This window comes from Candidatus Enterococcus wittei, assembly GCF_002140175.1.
In the GTDB taxonomy this organism is placed as follows: Bacteria; Bacillota; Bacilli; order Lactobacillales; family Enterococcaceae; genus Enterococcus_B; species Enterococcus_B wittei.
This window is the reverse complement of the sequence record NZ_NGMO01000002.1, coordinates 586320-602443: the sequence shown is the minus strand read 5'-3', so window position 1 is coordinate 602443 and position 16124 is coordinate 586320. Positions and strand designations below refer to the sequence as shown.

The following is a 16124-nucleotide window of genomic DNA, read 5'->3' as shown; positions in this document are numbered from 1 at the left end:
CTCTATTTTCTTTAACCTATATGATAAGTTTAGTTATTCTAAGAAAAGGAGTTAGCAAATTGAAAAAATATGGCTCATATTTTGTGATATTTATTTTCGCAATTATTTTTATTCTACCAAATATCCTTACCCACAAATTGGTTATCGGAGCAGATGCTCCCTTTCACTACAATCGTTTTTATGATGCTGCACAACAAATCCTTCATGGAGACTTCCATTATTTCCCTTCCATGTATGGTTTTCAACAAAGTGGACGGATCGTCAATGCCGTTTACGGACCTTTATTTTCATATTTTCAAGGGCTAATTGTTTTAGTTGCGAGAAGTTGGTTCCATTATCAAATCCTTTCCAACTTCATCCTCTTTTTGATTTCTGGCTGGTCCATGTTGACCCTTTTAAAATATGTCAATGTCCGTAACTGGGTCAGTGTACCGATTTCTGTTTTATTCATGACTACTTATTCGATCCAATATTGGGCAGTCAATCAAGGCTTCACCAGTTGGGGTACGTGTTTTTATCCATTATGTATGATCCCGATTGTTGATTTTGTCGTTCACAAAAAATTCCCTGTTCTCAAAGTGACTGCTTCCATAGCATTGATGACACAAATCCATTTATTGTCATCTGTGATGTTGGTCTTAATGTACATTCCCTTCTATGGTTATTACTTCTTTACACAAACAGAAAAGGGAAAAGCCCTTATACAATTAGGAAAATCCATTTTGCTTTATTTCGTGTTGACTGCCAATATTTGGGTGGGCATGGCACTTGTTTATAGTGGAAATAAAATCTTGCCACCATTTATCAATAAAGAAATGAGCCAAAAAGCCATCAACCTTGATGGAAGTTATTGGCTGACTTATCCGAAGATTTTTCCTATTGTTTTATTCACTGGTTTTTTACTTTTTATCATGTGGCGTAAAAATGAAGATTTACTTTCAAAATTAGCGTTACGAACTAGTTTAGTCTTTTTTCTTTTATCAACCAGTTTGATTCCTTGGACAACACTCGTAGAAAAAGAAGTACCCTTTGTCAGTTTGATCCAGTTCCCATTTCGTTTTTTTGTACCATTCACTTTGCTTTTCTTACTCTATTTAGCATTGGTCCTCAATCGTTGGGAAGGAAAAAAAGAACTCCGAATGATGGGTGTCTTATTGATCCTGATTTGTTCTGTCCAAACGATCCAAAATCTATACAAGCATCTTGATAAATGGGAAAATGAAACCTTTGTCAGCCGTCATACTTATTTGTTCGATACTCCAGATGAGGCTAGAAAAACTTTTTATAGTAAAGATATGTCAAAAAGTCTTTTTGTTTTCCAAAAGACCACCCCTGACTATTTGCCGATCTACGAAGACACAACCGCAAATAAATATGATCGATACAATGAAGAAATTTTAGAAAATGAAACTACCTTTATCAAATCACATCCGGATGGTCGTTTAAGTATCAAGTGGAAAAATACTGGCGAAGCCACTGTTCATGTACCAGTAATTGTCTATGATCGAACCGTCTTGATGCAAAATGGACAAAAATTAACGAATTATGAATTAACCGATATTGGTACACCAATCATCAAACAACACAATGGAATTAATGAAGTGATTTTATATTACGATTTGCCATTGTATTTCGTCTTTGTTGTCGGTCTAACGATTATCGGCTGGCTTACGTTCTTAGGAATTTATCTCTATCAAAAATTTAGCCCTAAAATAAAGAAAGAACGATTGAACAATTAAAATCAAATGAATTTATCTTGATGGTACTTGAAGTTGCTCTATGCCCTAGAGTGACTTTAAGTACCTTATTTCATTTGATATTTTTTTGAAGAACAGTCGCATTTTTAACATCTACTTATTTTCTGTAACCTATCAAGCCAACCTATTTTTTGCTTTCTATCTTTTTAATTATACAGATTCAAAACAATTATCTTATAGACTTTCTTAGTATTGTGTGCTTACAATATAAGTGACAATAATAAAAAAGGAGGCGTCTTATTGACTGAGAGTATAGTCACCATCTTACATACTCTATCGTACTAAGACCAAATTTCCGGATGAATTACATAGTAATCTTTAACTTAATCGTTTGCTTACTTTTCTTGGTATTATACTTCGCTTTAAAAATCAAAAAAGGAAGGGATTTTGTAGTAAGGCATTCAACGATCAGAAAAACTCTATTTATTTTATTCATAGCTATCAACTTGATCTATCTCTTTGTTCATCTTATGAATCCCTAGATCTTTGTTCACTAAAAAAAGCATTCCACTGTATTTTGTAGTTCCCTCCAAAAAGCTAAATCAAAAATCTAACTTTTTGGGGTCGCTTCATTTCTCAGTGAAATGCTTTTTTAGCTTCTATCTTTTCATCGACCGTCTCTATCTATAAAACGGAGTGCCTTTTTCGTTACACTATCTTTTGGTCATTAGTCCTTATCTCAAAAAATAGAGAAAACTATCTTTTTTGTTTCCTACTTATTTTTTCAGAGTTTAACACAAAATAACCACTTAAGTATGTGAGAGCTACTATTGTCCTAGATATTTTCCAACAGCAATGATTTCCTTCGTACCAGCTGTTCTATCATTTGCTTCTAAAACGAACCCTGAACCATAATCAGCGTTATATACACCTGCACCAATCTTGTGCCCTGCTGAATTATAATCGATACGCTTCCAGTTTGTTCTACTTTCTGAAATATAACGATTCCAGAAATTGTCATAGAATAACTCTTTATTCCCGACCACATCTCCTAACCCATGGGTATATATTTTACCTTGTGCATCTTTCTTATATGGAACATCCGCACTGATGACTTCTTGCAAGTCAACTGAACCTGATGCTTGCCCAGTATAGAATACCCATTTTACCTCAACGGTATGTCCTGGCTTAACATTTATAGACTGTCCAGGAACTGACCAGCTTCTTTGAGTTTCTTTTGTGGTGGATGTAGTAGAACTAAAATCGTATCTAAGTTCTACACTCATATCTGCTCCAGCTAGCAGTGGTAATCCCACTTCAACACTAGTAGTTGTGGACACCCCAGCAGAATTAGTAGTGGAAGTGGTGATTGAGTCGGTATACGTCTCTGTATAAGAAGGCGTACTAAATGTTTGATCTTGATCTGTATTATTATGAAAAATACTTGAATTGACTGTTGTTGATGTGTGGGCCGAATCCATATCATTATTGAGCCCTACCGCATAATTTTCACTCACGAGATTTCTTGGTAAGCAATCATTACCAGAGAGGCTTTCAGAGTCTTCGATATCTCCCCAATGATACATTTGATACGATAGCGCATAGGACATTATCGATATCCGATCAATAATTGTTTGACTTATAGCTTTGCTACTACTTGCACTTGTTGTTACGTCCATTGGTTTTTGTTCGGCAGCTTCTACATTTGTTAGAACCGTGAAGCACGAAAACATTCCTAGTGCCGAACAAAGATAGACCCCCATTTTATTTAACCCTTTTTTCATCCTTTTCCTCCTGAGTCAATCAATATATGTTACTAGTGTAAGAAAATTCAATATCATGAGTAGTTAAATCCCATCTTTTTTTACTAAACCCAATCATAACCATACAATTGTCCCCTCTTGGTGACTAGTAAAGTAAACGAATGAAAGAGTAGAATAATTACTATATCATTTACAAACTACAAAATTATTGTTATTTTTAAATTTTTATAAGTCTTCTATAATTAATAAAAAATAACTTGTTTATAATCCTCAAAATAGGGATTCTCTTACTTTTTCAGTATAACTTATAATATTATCACCCTAAAAAAATTTCCTAAATGTTTGTTTTTTAATCTTTTTCGTCTATTGCTTCTTATTAACCTAACTTAGGTGGTACATCCTATAATTATCGTACTATCCAGTTGTGAAACCGATAAATTTAAAAAAATTAGTTATATTTCAATCTGTATCTTAGGAGAAAAAAAGATTGTAGATTTCTATATTTTATCAAAGTATTTCCATTGGCATAAAAAACATTTATTTGATTGCCCTAGTATTAGCTTTCAATATATATTTTGAATCATTCAATTAACCTAGTCTTAAGAATCCTCCAAGTAATCATTTGCTTCTTGAGTCAATCATTCCATAGTATTTAATCAGCTAACCCAACTAGTCAGAAAAACAACCAAAAGAATTAACCCTGTCTCTTATACACATCTAGATGTGTATAAGAGACAGAACCTATATGATAAGTTTAGTTATTCTAAGAAAAGGAGTTAGCAAATTGAAAAAATATGGCTCATATTTTGTGATATTTATTTTCGCAATTATTTTTATTCTACCAAATATCCTTACCCACAAATTGGTTATCGGAGCAGATGCTCCCTTTCACTACAATCGTTTTTATGATGCTGCACAACAAATCCTTCATGGAGACTTCCATTATTTCCCTTCCATGTATGGTTTTCAACAAAGTGGACGGATCGTCAATGCCGTTTACGGACCTTTATTTTCATATTTTCAAGGGCTAATTGTTTTAGTTGCGAGAAGTTGGTTCCATTATCAAATCCTTTCCAACTTCATCCTCTTTTTGATTTCTGGCTGGTCCATGTTGACCCTTTTAAAATATGTCAATGTCCGTAACTGGGTCAGTGTACCGATTTCTGTTTTATTCATGACTACTTATTCGATCCAATATTGGGCAGTCAATCAAGGCTTCACCAGTTGGGGTACGTGTTTTTATCCATTATGTATGATCCCGATTGTTGATTTTGTCGTTCACAAAAAATTCCCTGTTCTCAAAGTGACTGCTTCCATAGCATTGATGACACAAATCCATTTATTGTCATCTGTGATGTTGGTCTTAATGTACATTCCCTTCTATGGTTATTACTTCTTTACACAAACAGAAAAGGGAAAAGCCCTTATACAATTAGGAAAATCCATTTTGCTTTATTTCGTGTTGACTGCCAATATTTGGGTGGGCATGGCACTTGTTTATAGTGGAAATAAAATCTTGCCACCATTTATCAATAAAGAAATGAGCCAAAAAGCCATCAACCTTGATGGAAGTTATTGGCTGACTTATCCGAAGATTTTTCCTATTGTTTTATTCACTGGTTTTTTACTTTTTATCATGTGGCGTAAAAATGAAGATTTACTTTCAAAATTAGCGTTACGAACTAGTTTAGTCTTTTTTCTTTTATCAACCAGTTTGATTCCTTGGACAACACTCGTAGAAAAAGAAGTACCCTTTGTCAGTTTGATCCAGTTCCCATTTCGTTTTTTTGTACCATTCACTTTGCTTTTCTTACTCTATTTAGCATTGGTCCTCAATCGTTGGGAAGGAAAAAAAGAACTCCGAATGATGGGTGTCTTATTGATCCTGATTTGTTCTGTCCAAACGATCCAAAATCTATACAAGCATCTTGATAAATGGGAAAATGAAACCTTTGTCAGCCGTCATACTTATTTGTTCGATACTCCAGATGAGGCTAGAAAAACTTTTTATAGTAAAGATATGTCAAAAAGTCTTTTTGTTTTCCAAAAGACCACCCCTGACTATTTGCCGATCTACGAAGACACAACCGCAAATAAATATGATCGATACAATGAAGAAATTTTAGAAAATGAAACTACCTTTATCAAATCACATCCGGATGGTCGTTTAAGTATCAAGTGGAAAAATACTGGCGAAGCCACTGTTCATGTACCAGTAATTGTCTATGATCGAACCGTCTTGATGCAAAATGGACAAAAATTAACGAATTATGAATTAACCGATATTGGTACACCAATCATCAAACAACACAATGGAATTAATGAAGTGATTTTATATTACGATTTGCCATTGTATTTCGTCTTTGTTGTCGGTCTAACGATTATCGGCTGGCTTACGTTCTTAGGAATTTATCTCTATCAAAAATTTAGCCCTAAAATAAAGAAAGAACGATTGAACAATTAAAATCAAATGAATTTATCTTGATGGTACTTGAAGTTGCTCTATGCCCTAGAGTGACTTTAAGTACCTTATTTCATTTGATATTTTTTTGAAGAACAGTCGCATTTTTAACATCTACTTATTTTCTGTAACCTATCAAGCCAACCTATTTTTTGCTTTCTATCTTTTTAATTATACAGATTCAAAACAATTATCTTATAGACTTTCTTAGTATTGTGTGCTTACAATATAAGTGACAATAATAAAAAAGGAGGCGTCTTATTGACTGAGAGTATAGTCACCATCTTACATACTCTATCGTACTAAGACCAAATTTCCGGATGAATTACATAGTAATCTTTAACTTAATCGTTTGCTTACTTTTCTTGGTATTATACTTCGCTTTAAAAATCAAAAAAGGAAGGGATTTTGTAGTAAGGCATTCAACGATCAGAAAAACTCTATTTATTTTATTCATAGCTATCAACTTGATCTATCTCTTTGTTCATCTTATGAATCCCTAGATCTTTGTTCACTAAAAAAAGCATTCCACTGTATTTTGTAGTTCCCTCCAAAAAGCTAAATCAAAAATCTAACTTTTTGGGGTCGCTTCATTTCTCAGTGAAATGCTTTTTTAGCTTCTATCTTTTCATCGACCGTCTCTATCTATAAAACGGAGTGCCTTTTTCGTTACACTATCTTTTGGTCATTAGTCCTTATCTCAAAAAATAGAGAAAACTATCTTTTTTGTTTCCTACTTATTTTTTCAGAGTTTAACACAAAATAACCACTTAAGTATGTGAGAGCTACTATTGTCCTAGATATTTTCCAACAGCAATGATTTCCTTCGTACCAGCTGTTCTATCATTTGCTTCTAAAACGAACCCTGAACCATAATCAGCGTTATATACACCTGCACCAATCTTGTGCCCTGCTGAATTATAATCGATACGCTTCCAGTTTGTTCTACTTTCTGAAATATAACGATTCCAGAAATTGTCATAGAATAACTCTTTATTCCCGACCACATCTCCTAACCCATGGGTATATATTTTACCTTGTGCATCTTTCTTATATGGAACATCCGCACTGATGACTTCTTGCAAGTCAACTGAACCTGATGCTTGCCCAGTATAGAATACCCATTTTACCTCAACGGTATGTCCTGGCTTAACATTTATAGACTGTCCAGGAACTGACCAGCTTCTTTGAGTTTCTTTTGTGGTGGATGTAGTAGAACTAAAATCGTATCTAAGTTCTACACTCATATCTGCTCCAGCTAGCAGTGGTAATCCCACTTCAACACTAGTAGTTGTGGACACCCCAGCAGAATTAGTAGTGGAAGTGGTGATTGAGTCGGTATACGTCTCTGTATAAGAAGGCGTACTAAATGTTTGATCTTGATCTGTATTATTATGAAAAATACTTGAATTGACTGTTGTTGATGTGTGGGCCGAATCCATATCATTATTGAGCCCTACCGCATAATTTTCACTCACGAGATTTCTTGGTAAGCAATCATTACCAGAGAGGCTTTCAGAGTCTTCGATATCTCCCCAATGATACATTTGATACGATAGCGCATAGGACATTATCGATATCCGATCAATAATTGTTTGACTTATAGCTTTGCTACTACTTGCACTTGTTGTTACGTCCATTGGTTTTTGTTCGGCAGCTTCTACATTTGTTAGAACCGTGAAGCACGAAAACATTCCTAGTGCCGAACAAAGATAGACCCCCATTTTATTTAACCCTTTTTTCATCCTTTTCCTCCTGAGTCAATCAATATATGTTACTAGTGTAAGAAAATTCAATATCATGAGTAGTTAAATCCCATCTTTTTTTACTAAACCCAATCATAACCATACAATTGTCCCCTCTTGGTGACTAGTAAAGTAAACGAATGAAAGAGTAGAATAATTACTATATCATTTACAAACTACAAAATTATTGTTATTTTTAAATTTTTATAAGTCTTCTATAATTAATAAAAAATAACTTGTTTATAATCCTCAAAATAGGGATTCTCTTACTTTTTCAGTATAACTTATAATATTATCACCCTAAAAAAATTTCCTAAATGTTTGTTTTTTAATCTTTTTCGTCTATTGCTTCTTATTAACCTAACTTAGGTGGTACATCCTATAATTATCGTACTATCCAGTTGTGAAACCGATAAATTTAAAAAAATTAGTTATATTTCAATCTGTATCTTAGGAGAAAAAAAGATTGTAGATTTCTATATTTTATCAAAGTATTTCCATTGGCATAAAAAACATTTATTTGATTGCCCTAGTATTAGCTTTCAATATATATTTTGAATCATTCAATTAACCTAGTCTTAAGAATCCTCCAAGTAATCATTTGCTTCTTGAGTCAATCATTCCATAGTATTTAATCAGCTAACCCAACTAGTCAGAAAAACAACCAAAAGAATTAACCTAAACAAATTTTTGCTTAGATCAACTCTCCTACTATTATCCGTTACTGTGAGAATAAACTAATATAAACTAATTTTTCATCTCTCCTCTTTTAGAACTAAGTATTCTATTCATTCATAGTATTTATTTGATTACAAATATAAAATTCATCCACCCATGTTTAAAGAAAATAAAAACACATTTCTTTTTCCTAACAACGATCCAAAAGAAAGTAAATCTCGTGAATTATGATTACGAATGAATCTTTCTATACTCAACTTCATTAAAAAAAATCAAGTTTGCAAGAAGTGATTTACGTTAAGATAAAAGCATTTCTTTATATAACTAACATCAATTCTACTTCTACTCCAAAATGATCACTCACGATCGATTCGTTCTCCCCATCAAAAATCCGTTGATAAACCTTGACGTCACTAGTGGATGGCACATAGATATAATCAATCCTTAAGGCTTCGATATTATTTTCCCAACCGTCGATTTTTTTCTCAATGGTGGCTGCTGCTGCTTTTTGTTTTGCAGCAATAAATGCATCTTTGATGGGCCATTGACTCTTTTCAATCAGTTGATAGCCTTCACTATCCTCTGGATGATTAAAGTCACCTAATAAAAAGAGAGGTTCACGTGAAGAGGCTAAATAGTTTTGTAATTCTTGCCATTCATAAGCAAATCCTGATGTTGCACTTTTCCACCAAGAAAAATGACAACCAATTATCTGAATCTGTTGTTCATCAATCGTTGTTTTACCCACGATCATCTTGCGAGTCCGATAATTTTCTTTTTCTTTTGTTTCTGAAACCAGTACCGCTTGACTTTTAAGAGGAGTTTTTGACAAAATCGCATTTCCCTCTTGGTAAATATCATAGCCAATATGACTCATTTCCCAACTCCAATAATAAGTTTCTCCACCTTCTGCCAATAGTTGGACTAATTGATAGGCAAAGTTGTCTTCATGGATAGGTGTTTGATTTTCTACTGGACAAAAGAAAGCTAGTTCTTCTGTCAGTAATGTTTCAGATCCCATCAATTGATTGACTTCTTGTAAGGCAATTACATCATATTTTTCTTTCACTATTTTTCCAGCAATTTGTTTTAACTTTTCCAATGGCTCTGTTTCAAGCCAACTATGGGTATTCAATGTCATTAATTTCATAAGTCTCTCCTACTTCATCTCGTCTAAATAAATCAATCAGAGGTTGCGAAACATGTGTTTGATAAGGAGATTGCTTCCTCCTGACACACTGTTATCACAACCTCTGTTTCTACTTATTGATTATAACTTGATTTGACCGATTTCTGTATTCATTTCAGCCATTCCTAATTTCGTAATAGCTACTTCTTTCACTTTATCATCTGTGAAGAGAACCATAACTGTTGTTTCTTTTCCTTGTCTTTTGATTTCTTCAAGGTCCATGAAAGCAAGTTTAGTCCCTGGCATAACCTCTTGGCCTTCTCTGACTGAGATTTCAAATGCAGGCTGAGCCATTTTCACCGTATCGATCCCCATATGGATCAATACTTCCGCCCCTTCTGCTGTTTCCATACCAATTGCATGTTTCGTTGGAAAAATGCTGACGATTTTCCCGGCAATCGGTGCGACGATCGTGCCTTCTGCAGGAATCACTGCAAAACCGTCTCCCATCATCTTTTGTGAAAACACCGGATCATTGACTTGGGCCAATGCGATGACTTCCCCAGTTGCAACAGCATGTATTTCTTTTTCGATACCAAGTGCTTGAGTTGGAGTCTCTTTTTCGATGACCACTTCTTCAATTTGTGGTTCTGGGATCACTACTCCTGATTGAAGCAAATCTTCGATATCGGATTTCAAGACATCAGCTTTAGGTCCGTATACTGCTTGAACACCATTGTCTTTGACGATCAATCCCATTGCTCCTGCTCGTTTCCAAGCATCTTCAGAGCCTACTTTTTCACGATCCACTACACTTACCCGTAGACGTGTCATACACGCATCCACATCTTTGATATTTTCTTTTCCACCAAGCAAGTGGATAATTTGAATGATTTGTTGATCGACTGAGCCAGTATTCGTAGAACTAGTTGTTTCTTGCGTATCATCCGTGTAGTTGCCATTGCGTCCAGGTGTTGCAAAATTGAACTTTTTAATCAAAAAGTTTGCTAAGAAGTAAGTCACTACTCCAAAGAGAATGACACAGATCACAAAGTTGATCAAGTCTCCTCCAAGTCCCGCTTTAATTGCTAAAGGTGTTCGAGTCAACAATTCGATATTGCCAAAAGAATGGACACGTAGAGGCAAGATATCTGCCATCGCAAATGCAGCTCCTTGAATCACCGAATAGATGACATACAACGGCACTGCCGCAAACATAAACATGAATTCCAATGGTTCAGTAACTCCTGTTAAGAAAACGGCTAGAGCTGCTGAAAAATACATGGATTTATATTTTTCTTTTTTATCAGGGTCAACATTGCGATACATGGCATACGCCATCCCCATCAAAATACCAGAAGAACCAATCATTTGTCCGACTTTGAAACGTGCTGGCGTCCAATTATTTAAGACAAATTCATATTGTGAAATATCGCCGGCACCTTTTAGATTCACTAAATCAGTTGCCCAAGCTAACCACAGTGGATCTTGACCGAAGACTTGGGTTCCTGCTTGTGCTCCTGATAAAATCTCATATGTCCCTCCCAATTGGGTATAGTTGATCGGGATCGTCAACATATGATGTAGTCCGAAAGGTAAAAGCAAGCGTTCTAGCGTTCCATATAAGAAAGGAGCTAAAATTGGCGCACTATCTTGTGATTGAGCAATCCATAAACCAAAGTTGTTGATACCAGCTTGAATCACTGGCCAAATTAGTGCCAATAATAAAGCAACAATCGTTGACCATAAAATGACAACAAATGGCACAAAACGTTTTCCATTAAAGAACGAAAGTGCATCAGGTAATTTTCGATAATTATAGTATTTGTTGAACGCCATCGCACCGACAAAACCAGCGATGATCCCTACAAATACCCCCATATTCAATGCTGGCGCTTCCAACACACTAGTAAAGAATCCTTTGACCATGATCTTGGTACCAAACAAGGTGTGCGTAAAGGCATCTTCATTCGCCAACATGTCTGAAGTAACGCCAAAAATTGCTCCTGTGATCCGATTGATCAAGATAAAAGCAATCCCGGCTGCAAATGCACCACCTGCACGTTCTTTTGCCCAACTGCCCCCTATTGCTAATGCAAATAAAAGATGTAAATTCCCAATAATAGCCCAACCAATATTTTCAATCACACCACCTGTAGTAACAAGTGCCGCTAAATCTGGATTGATCAATGGGATCGATTTCCCGATACTGATCATCAACCCTGCCGCTGGCATCACTGCTACCACGACCATTAAAGCCTTTCCAAATTTTTGCCAAAACTCAAAACTAAATAATTTCTTCAACTTCATTCTCTCCTTTACGCAATCGGTTTCGTTAATTAGCATTATAGCTGTAGATTCTTTTTTTGTAAATGCTTTATTTTTGTTTTGTAAAAATAATCCAACGAAATAAACAAATATAAAATCTTCTTAAACAGTGCTTATATAAGAAGTAACTTTTTATTTAAAGTTCACTCAAAAGAAATCTGTATTTTAAAAAATATATTCCTAACTTTTCTATTGACTTGCGCAATCGGTTGCGTTTATTATGAACGTAAGTATTAAATCACTTAGGAGGAGAACAATGAAACAAATCAAACGCTTATTCCAGATTGATCCTTGGAAAATCAGCACCACAACCTTAGATAAAGAAAATTTACGTTTACAAGAATCTTTGACAAGTATCGGTAACGGTTATATGGGGATGCGAGGAAATTTTGAAGAATCTTACTCTGGCGATCACCATCAAGGCACCTATCTTGCAGGGATCTGGTATCCTGATAAGACACGTGTCGGCTGGTGGAAAAATGGCTATCCAGAATATTTCGGTAAAGTCATCAATGCAGTCAATTTCATCGCTATGGATCTATTCATCAACGACCAATTAATTGATCTAGCCTCTTTAGACCCTGAAGACTTCTATTGGGAATTAAACATGAAAAACGGTGTATTGTCTCGTAGTTTTACTATTACAACCGCTTCAAACAAAATCCGTCTATCATTCGAGCGTTTCTTAAGCATCGTCAAAAGTGAAGCCGCTTATATTCGTGTCACCATCGAACTATTGGAAGGTACAGGAACAGTGAAAGTAGTTTCTAAATTAGACGGCAATGTACAAAATGAAGACAGTAACTATGATGAACACTTTTGGAATCAAATCGATCGAGGGACAGCACAAGAAATCGGCTATTTGATGACCCAAACAATTCCCAATCCTTTTGGTATTGAACAATTCACTGTAAGTACAGCGATGCGCCACTTCATCAACGGTGAACGTCTGCTCCCTACTTACGAAGAAGGAACCCTTGCGTTACATGCTGTTTTTTCTAAAGAACTATCCCTGAACGAACCTTTAATCATCGACAAAGAAGTTTTAGTGTTAACAAGTCGTGATGTACCTGAAGCACAACAAATCAGCCAAATCACCTCTGATTTCCAAACATTGAATGCACATTTCGACAAAGCTAAAGAAGAACAAACTAACGCTTGGGCAAAACGTTGGGAACTAGCAGATGTTGTAATTGAAGGAGACGATGAAGCACAACAAGGAATCCGGTTCAATCTTTTCCAATTATTCTCCACCTATTATGGCGAAGATGAACGTTTGAATATCGGACCAAAAGGCTTTACTGGTGAAAAATACGGTGGTGCGACCTACTGGGATACCGAAGCTTACGCCGTTCCTTTATATTTAGCATTAGCAGATCCTAAAGTAACCAAAAACTTATTGAAGTATCGTCATAACCAATTACCACAAGCCATTCATAACGCCCAACAACAAGGGTTAAGAGGGGCTTTGTATCCAATGGTTACTTTCACTGGCGTTGAATGTCATAACGAATGGGAAATCACATTTGAAGAAATCCACCGAAATGGCGCAATCGCTTATGCCATCTATAACTATACCAATTATACAGGTGATACTACTTACTTGAAACAAGAAGGACTGGAAGTCTTGACCGAAATCGCTCGCTTTTGGGCAGATCGTGTCCATTTCTCTAAACGCCACAACAAATACATGATCCATGGTGTCACTGGACCAAATGAATATGAAAATAATATCAATAATAACTGGTACACTAATACGATTGCTACTTGGGTATTACGCTACACTCGTGAAAACTATTTGGCTTTCAAAGAAGAAACAACTGTGGAAATCAGTGATGAAGAATTGGCAAAATGGGCAGATATCACAGAGAACATGTATCTTCCTGTAGATGAAGAGCTAGGTATTTTTGTCCAGCACGATACGTTTTTAGATAAAGACTTGAAGCCAGTTTCTGAACTTCCAGCCAATGAATTACCTTTGAATCAAAAATGGTCTTGGGATAAAATTTTGCGTTCTTGCTTTATCAAACAAGCAGATGTTTTACAAGGTATTTATTTCTTCAACGATTCCTTTACAAAAGAAGAAAAACAACGCAACTTCGATTTCTATGAGCCAATGACCGTTCATGAATCTTCCCTTTCCCCAAGTATCCACGCCATTTTAGCTGCTGAACTCGGCATGGAAGAAAAAGCGGTCGAAATGTATCAGCGAACTGCTCGTCTAGATCTTGATAACTATAATAATGATACAGAAGATGGCTTACACATCACCTCGATGACTGGAAGCTGGTTAGCCATCGTCCAAGGTTTTGCTCAAATGAAAACGGCCCATGAAGAACTTTCCTTTGCACCATTCTTACCAAAAACATGGCAAGCTTATTCCTTCCATATCAACTATCGAGGAAGATTGATCTTCGTTTCTGTATCCAATGAACAAGTAACGTTCAGTTTACTAAACGGCGAAACTTTATCCTTAACGATTTATGGAAATACCGAAGAATTAGCGGATCATCTAGAAATCCCATTGAGAAAGGAAGAGGCGAATGTTTAAAGGTGTCTTATTCGATTTAGATGGTGTAATTACAGATACAGCCGAATTCCATTATCGTGCTTGGAAAAAACTAGGAGAAGAAATCGGTATCTCTATTGATCGTACATTCAACGAACAACTTAAAGGAGTGAGTCGCGAAGATTCGTTAGCTCTCCTCCTTGCATACGGTCATAAAGAAAATGACTATTCAAAAGAAGAATTCACCACATTAGCAAAACAAAAAAATGAGTACTATCTTGAAATGATCCAAGAAATCACCCCAAAAGATGTTTTTCCTGGGATCGTAGAGTTACTCACCGAATTAAAAGAAGCTGGGATCAAAATCGCACTTGCTTCTGCCAGTAAGAACGGTCCGCTTCTCCTATCCAAAATGGCTTTGACTTCCTACTTTGATGCTATTGCTGATCCTGCAAAAGTAGCAAAAGGCAAACCAGCTCCCGATATCTTTTTATTAGCTGCAAAAGAGATCGATGAAGAGGCTTCAGATTGTATTGGTATTGAAGATGCAAAAGCTGGGATACAAGCAATCATCGCAAGTGGGGCTTATCCCGTAGGCGTAGGACGTAAGGAAGATCTAGGGGAGGATGTTCCGATCGTAGCCGATACGACCTCTTTGACACTTGATTTTTTAAAGCAGGTATGGCGAAAAAATGTCTGAACCCAGCATTACTGTCCTCCCCATTTATCAAACAAATTTAAAGAAAATCATACTGAAGAACGACGAGCTAGAAGTCGTTCTTCTCAATTATGGCGCTCGCTTGCATCAAATATTCGCTCCAGATAAACATGGCCATATGGAAAATGTTTTGCTGTCTTATGACAAACTAGAGGATGTGTTGACAGACCAGAGTTATTTTGGTGCCACGGTAGGACCAGTAGCAGGCAGGATCCGTGATGGACTATGGAATGAACAACAGTTAGAAAAAAACAGTGGAAAACATCATATCCATGGTGGTACAAACGGTTGGTCCTTTCAATTTTGGGATGTAGAGATTTTCAAGACACCACAATCTGTGGGAGTCGTCTTCTACCTAAAAGATACCTCTTCTGGATATCCAGGCCCTATCATTACAACAGTAACGTATCGTTTGATAAAAAATAAATTAGAAATGACGACTACAGCCAACAGTCCTGTTGAAACAATCTGTAACCCGACCAATCATGCCTATTTTAATCTCTCTGGTGATGGAAAACGTGATATCGAAACACACCAGTTACAAGTTCAATTAGACAGCATGTTAGAACTAGATCATGAACACTTACCTACTGGTGAACGCATCAAAAGAAAAGCTTTGCCCCTTGATTTCTACAAACCACGTACATTGTCTGAAATTTTGTCTCATTATCCAAAAGGACTTGACGATGTTTTTCTGTTAAGTAATCCTAAACTATCAAAAAACATATTAACGCTGTCAGAAGAAATATCTGGACGTCAACTAGCTATAGCAACTACGAATAAAAGTGTGGTATTATTTTCTACGACTGGATTCGATGCTGATTTTTCGATCAACGGCAAGAAAATGCATTCAAACTACGGCTTAGCCATCGAACCACAAGAAATACCCGATATCGTTCATTTTCCAGCATTTGGCTCAATCAACCTACACCCTGGACAAGAACGAATCAGCCAAACCAATTATGAATTCAGCCAATTATAAAAAAAATGTAGAATCAGGATTTTTCGCTGAATCATAAAAATAGAAAATAACTACTATTTGAACGAGTTTATCCAGTGGATCGTTACATGTCGTGAAAGAAAAGAAAGGTGATTT

9 protein-coding genes are annotated in these 16124 nt (G+C 35.9%); 5 read left to right on the top strand and 4 right to left on the bottom strand.

Going from position 1 to position 16124, the window contains the following annotated elements; all coding sequences use genetic code 11:
- Nucleotides 1–20 precede the first annotated feature (20 nt).
- Nucleotides 21–1739 (top strand): putative glycosyltransferase family protein, encoded by a 1719-nt coding sequence (locus A5844_RS07000; protein WP_179190556.1) that lies wholly within the window; start codon nt 21–23, stop codon nt 1737–1739.
- Nucleotides 1740–2524: 785 nt separating this feature from the next.
- On the opposite strand, the gene A5844_RS06995 is transcribed toward A5844_RS07000, so the two are convergent.
- Nucleotides 2525–3481 (bottom strand): ETX/MTX2 family pore-forming toxin, encoded by a 957-nt coding sequence (locus tag A5844_RS06995; RefSeq protein WP_086284483.1) that lies wholly within the window; start codon nt 3479–3481, stop codon nt 2525–2527.
- 724 nt (nt 3482–4205) lie between these two features.
- Here A5844_RS06995 and A5844_RS06990 point away from each other — a divergent pair.
- The gene (locus tag A5844_RS06990; RefSeq protein ID WP_179190556.1) at nt 4206–5924 is read left to right on the top strand and encodes a putative glycosyltransferase family protein; all 1719 of its coding nucleotides are present in this window, start codon (nt 4206–4208) and stop codon (nt 5922–5924) included.
- Between the two features lie 785 nt (nt 5925–6709).
- Here the strand turns inward: A5844_RS06990 and A5844_RS06985 are convergent.
- The 3 genes from A5844_RS06985 to A5844_RS06975 all read right to left on the bottom strand — a co-directional run bounded on the left by A5844_RS06985 (nt 6710) and on the right by A5844_RS06975 (nt 11777).
- The gene (locus tag A5844_RS06985; RefSeq protein ID WP_086284483.1) at nt 6710–7666 is read right to left on the bottom strand and encodes an ETX/MTX2 family pore-forming toxin; all 957 of its coding nucleotides are present in this window, start codon (nt 7664–7666) and stop codon (nt 6710–6712) included.
- Between the two features lie 994 nt (nt 7667–8660).
- Nucleotides 8661–9494 carry an endonuclease/exonuclease/phosphatase family protein gene (locus tag A5844_RS06980; RefSeq protein WP_086284482.1) on the bottom strand — a complete coding sequence of 278 codons (834 nt, stop codon included), beginning with the start codon at nt 9492–9494 and terminating at the stop codon, nt 8661–8663.
- 120 nt (nt 9495–9614) lie between these two features.
- Entirely contained in the window at nt 9615–11777 is a 2163-nt protein-coding gene (locus A5844_RS06975; protein ID WP_086284481.1) for a PTS transporter subunit IIBC, read from the bottom strand.
- Nucleotides 11778–12057: 280 nt separating this feature from the next.
- Between A5844_RS06975 and mdxK the strand changes: the two genes are divergently transcribed.
- The 3 genes from mdxK to A5844_RS06960 are packed head-to-tail and all read left to right on the top strand — an operon-like array spanning nt 12058 to nt 16010.
- A complete protein-coding gene (mdxK, locus tag A5844_RS06970; protein ID WP_086284480.1) occupies nt 12058–14352 on the top strand; it encodes a maltose phosphorylase MdxK in 2295 nt (764 codons plus the stop codon).
- Nucleotides 14345–15010 carry a beta-phosphoglucomutase gene (gene pgmB / locus A5844_RS06965; protein WP_086284479.1) on the top strand — a complete coding sequence of 222 codons (666 nt, stop codon included), beginning with the start codon at nt 14345–14347 and terminating at the stop codon, nt 15008–15010. The genes mdxK and pgmB overlap by 8 nt, the downstream gene beginning before the upstream one ends.
- A complete protein-coding gene (locus tag A5844_RS06960) occupies nt 15003–16010 on the top strand; it encodes an aldose epimerase family protein (RefSeq protein ID WP_086284478.1) in 1008 nt (335 codons plus the stop codon). Before pgmB ends, A5844_RS06960 begins: the two co-directional genes overlap by 8 nt.
- Nucleotides 16011–16124 lie beyond the last annotated feature (114 nt).

Coding starts and splice junctions, on each gene's coding strand:
- A5844_RS07000 (WP_179190556.1), top strand. CDS start 21: ATGATAAGTTTAGTTATTCTAAGAAAAGGAGTTAGCAAATTGAAAAAA.
- A5844_RS06995 (WP_086284483.1), bottom strand. CDS start 3,481: ATGAAAAAAGGGTTAAATAAAATGGGGGTCTATCTTTGTTCGGCACTA.
- A5844_RS06990 (WP_179190556.1), top strand. CDS start 4,206: ATGATAAGTTTAGTTATTCTAAGAAAAGGAGTTAGCAAATTGAAAAAA.
- A5844_RS06985 (WP_086284483.1), bottom strand. CDS start 7,666: ATGAAAAAAGGGTTAAATAAAATGGGGGTCTATCTTTGTTCGGCACTA.
- A5844_RS06980 (WP_086284482.1), bottom strand. CDS start 9,494: ATGAAATTAATGACATTGAATACCCATAGTTGGCTTGAAACAGAGCCA.
- mdxK (WP_086284480.1), top strand. CDS start 12,058: ATGAAACAAATCAAACGCTTATTCCAGATTGATCCTTGGAAAATCAGC.
- pgmB (WP_086284479.1), top strand. CDS start 14,345: ATGTTTAAAGGTGTCTTATTCGATTTAGATGGTGTAATTACAGATACA.
- A5844_RS06960 (WP_086284478.1), top strand. CDS start 15,003: ATGTCTGAACCCAGCATTACTGTCCTCCCCATTTATCAAACAAATTTA.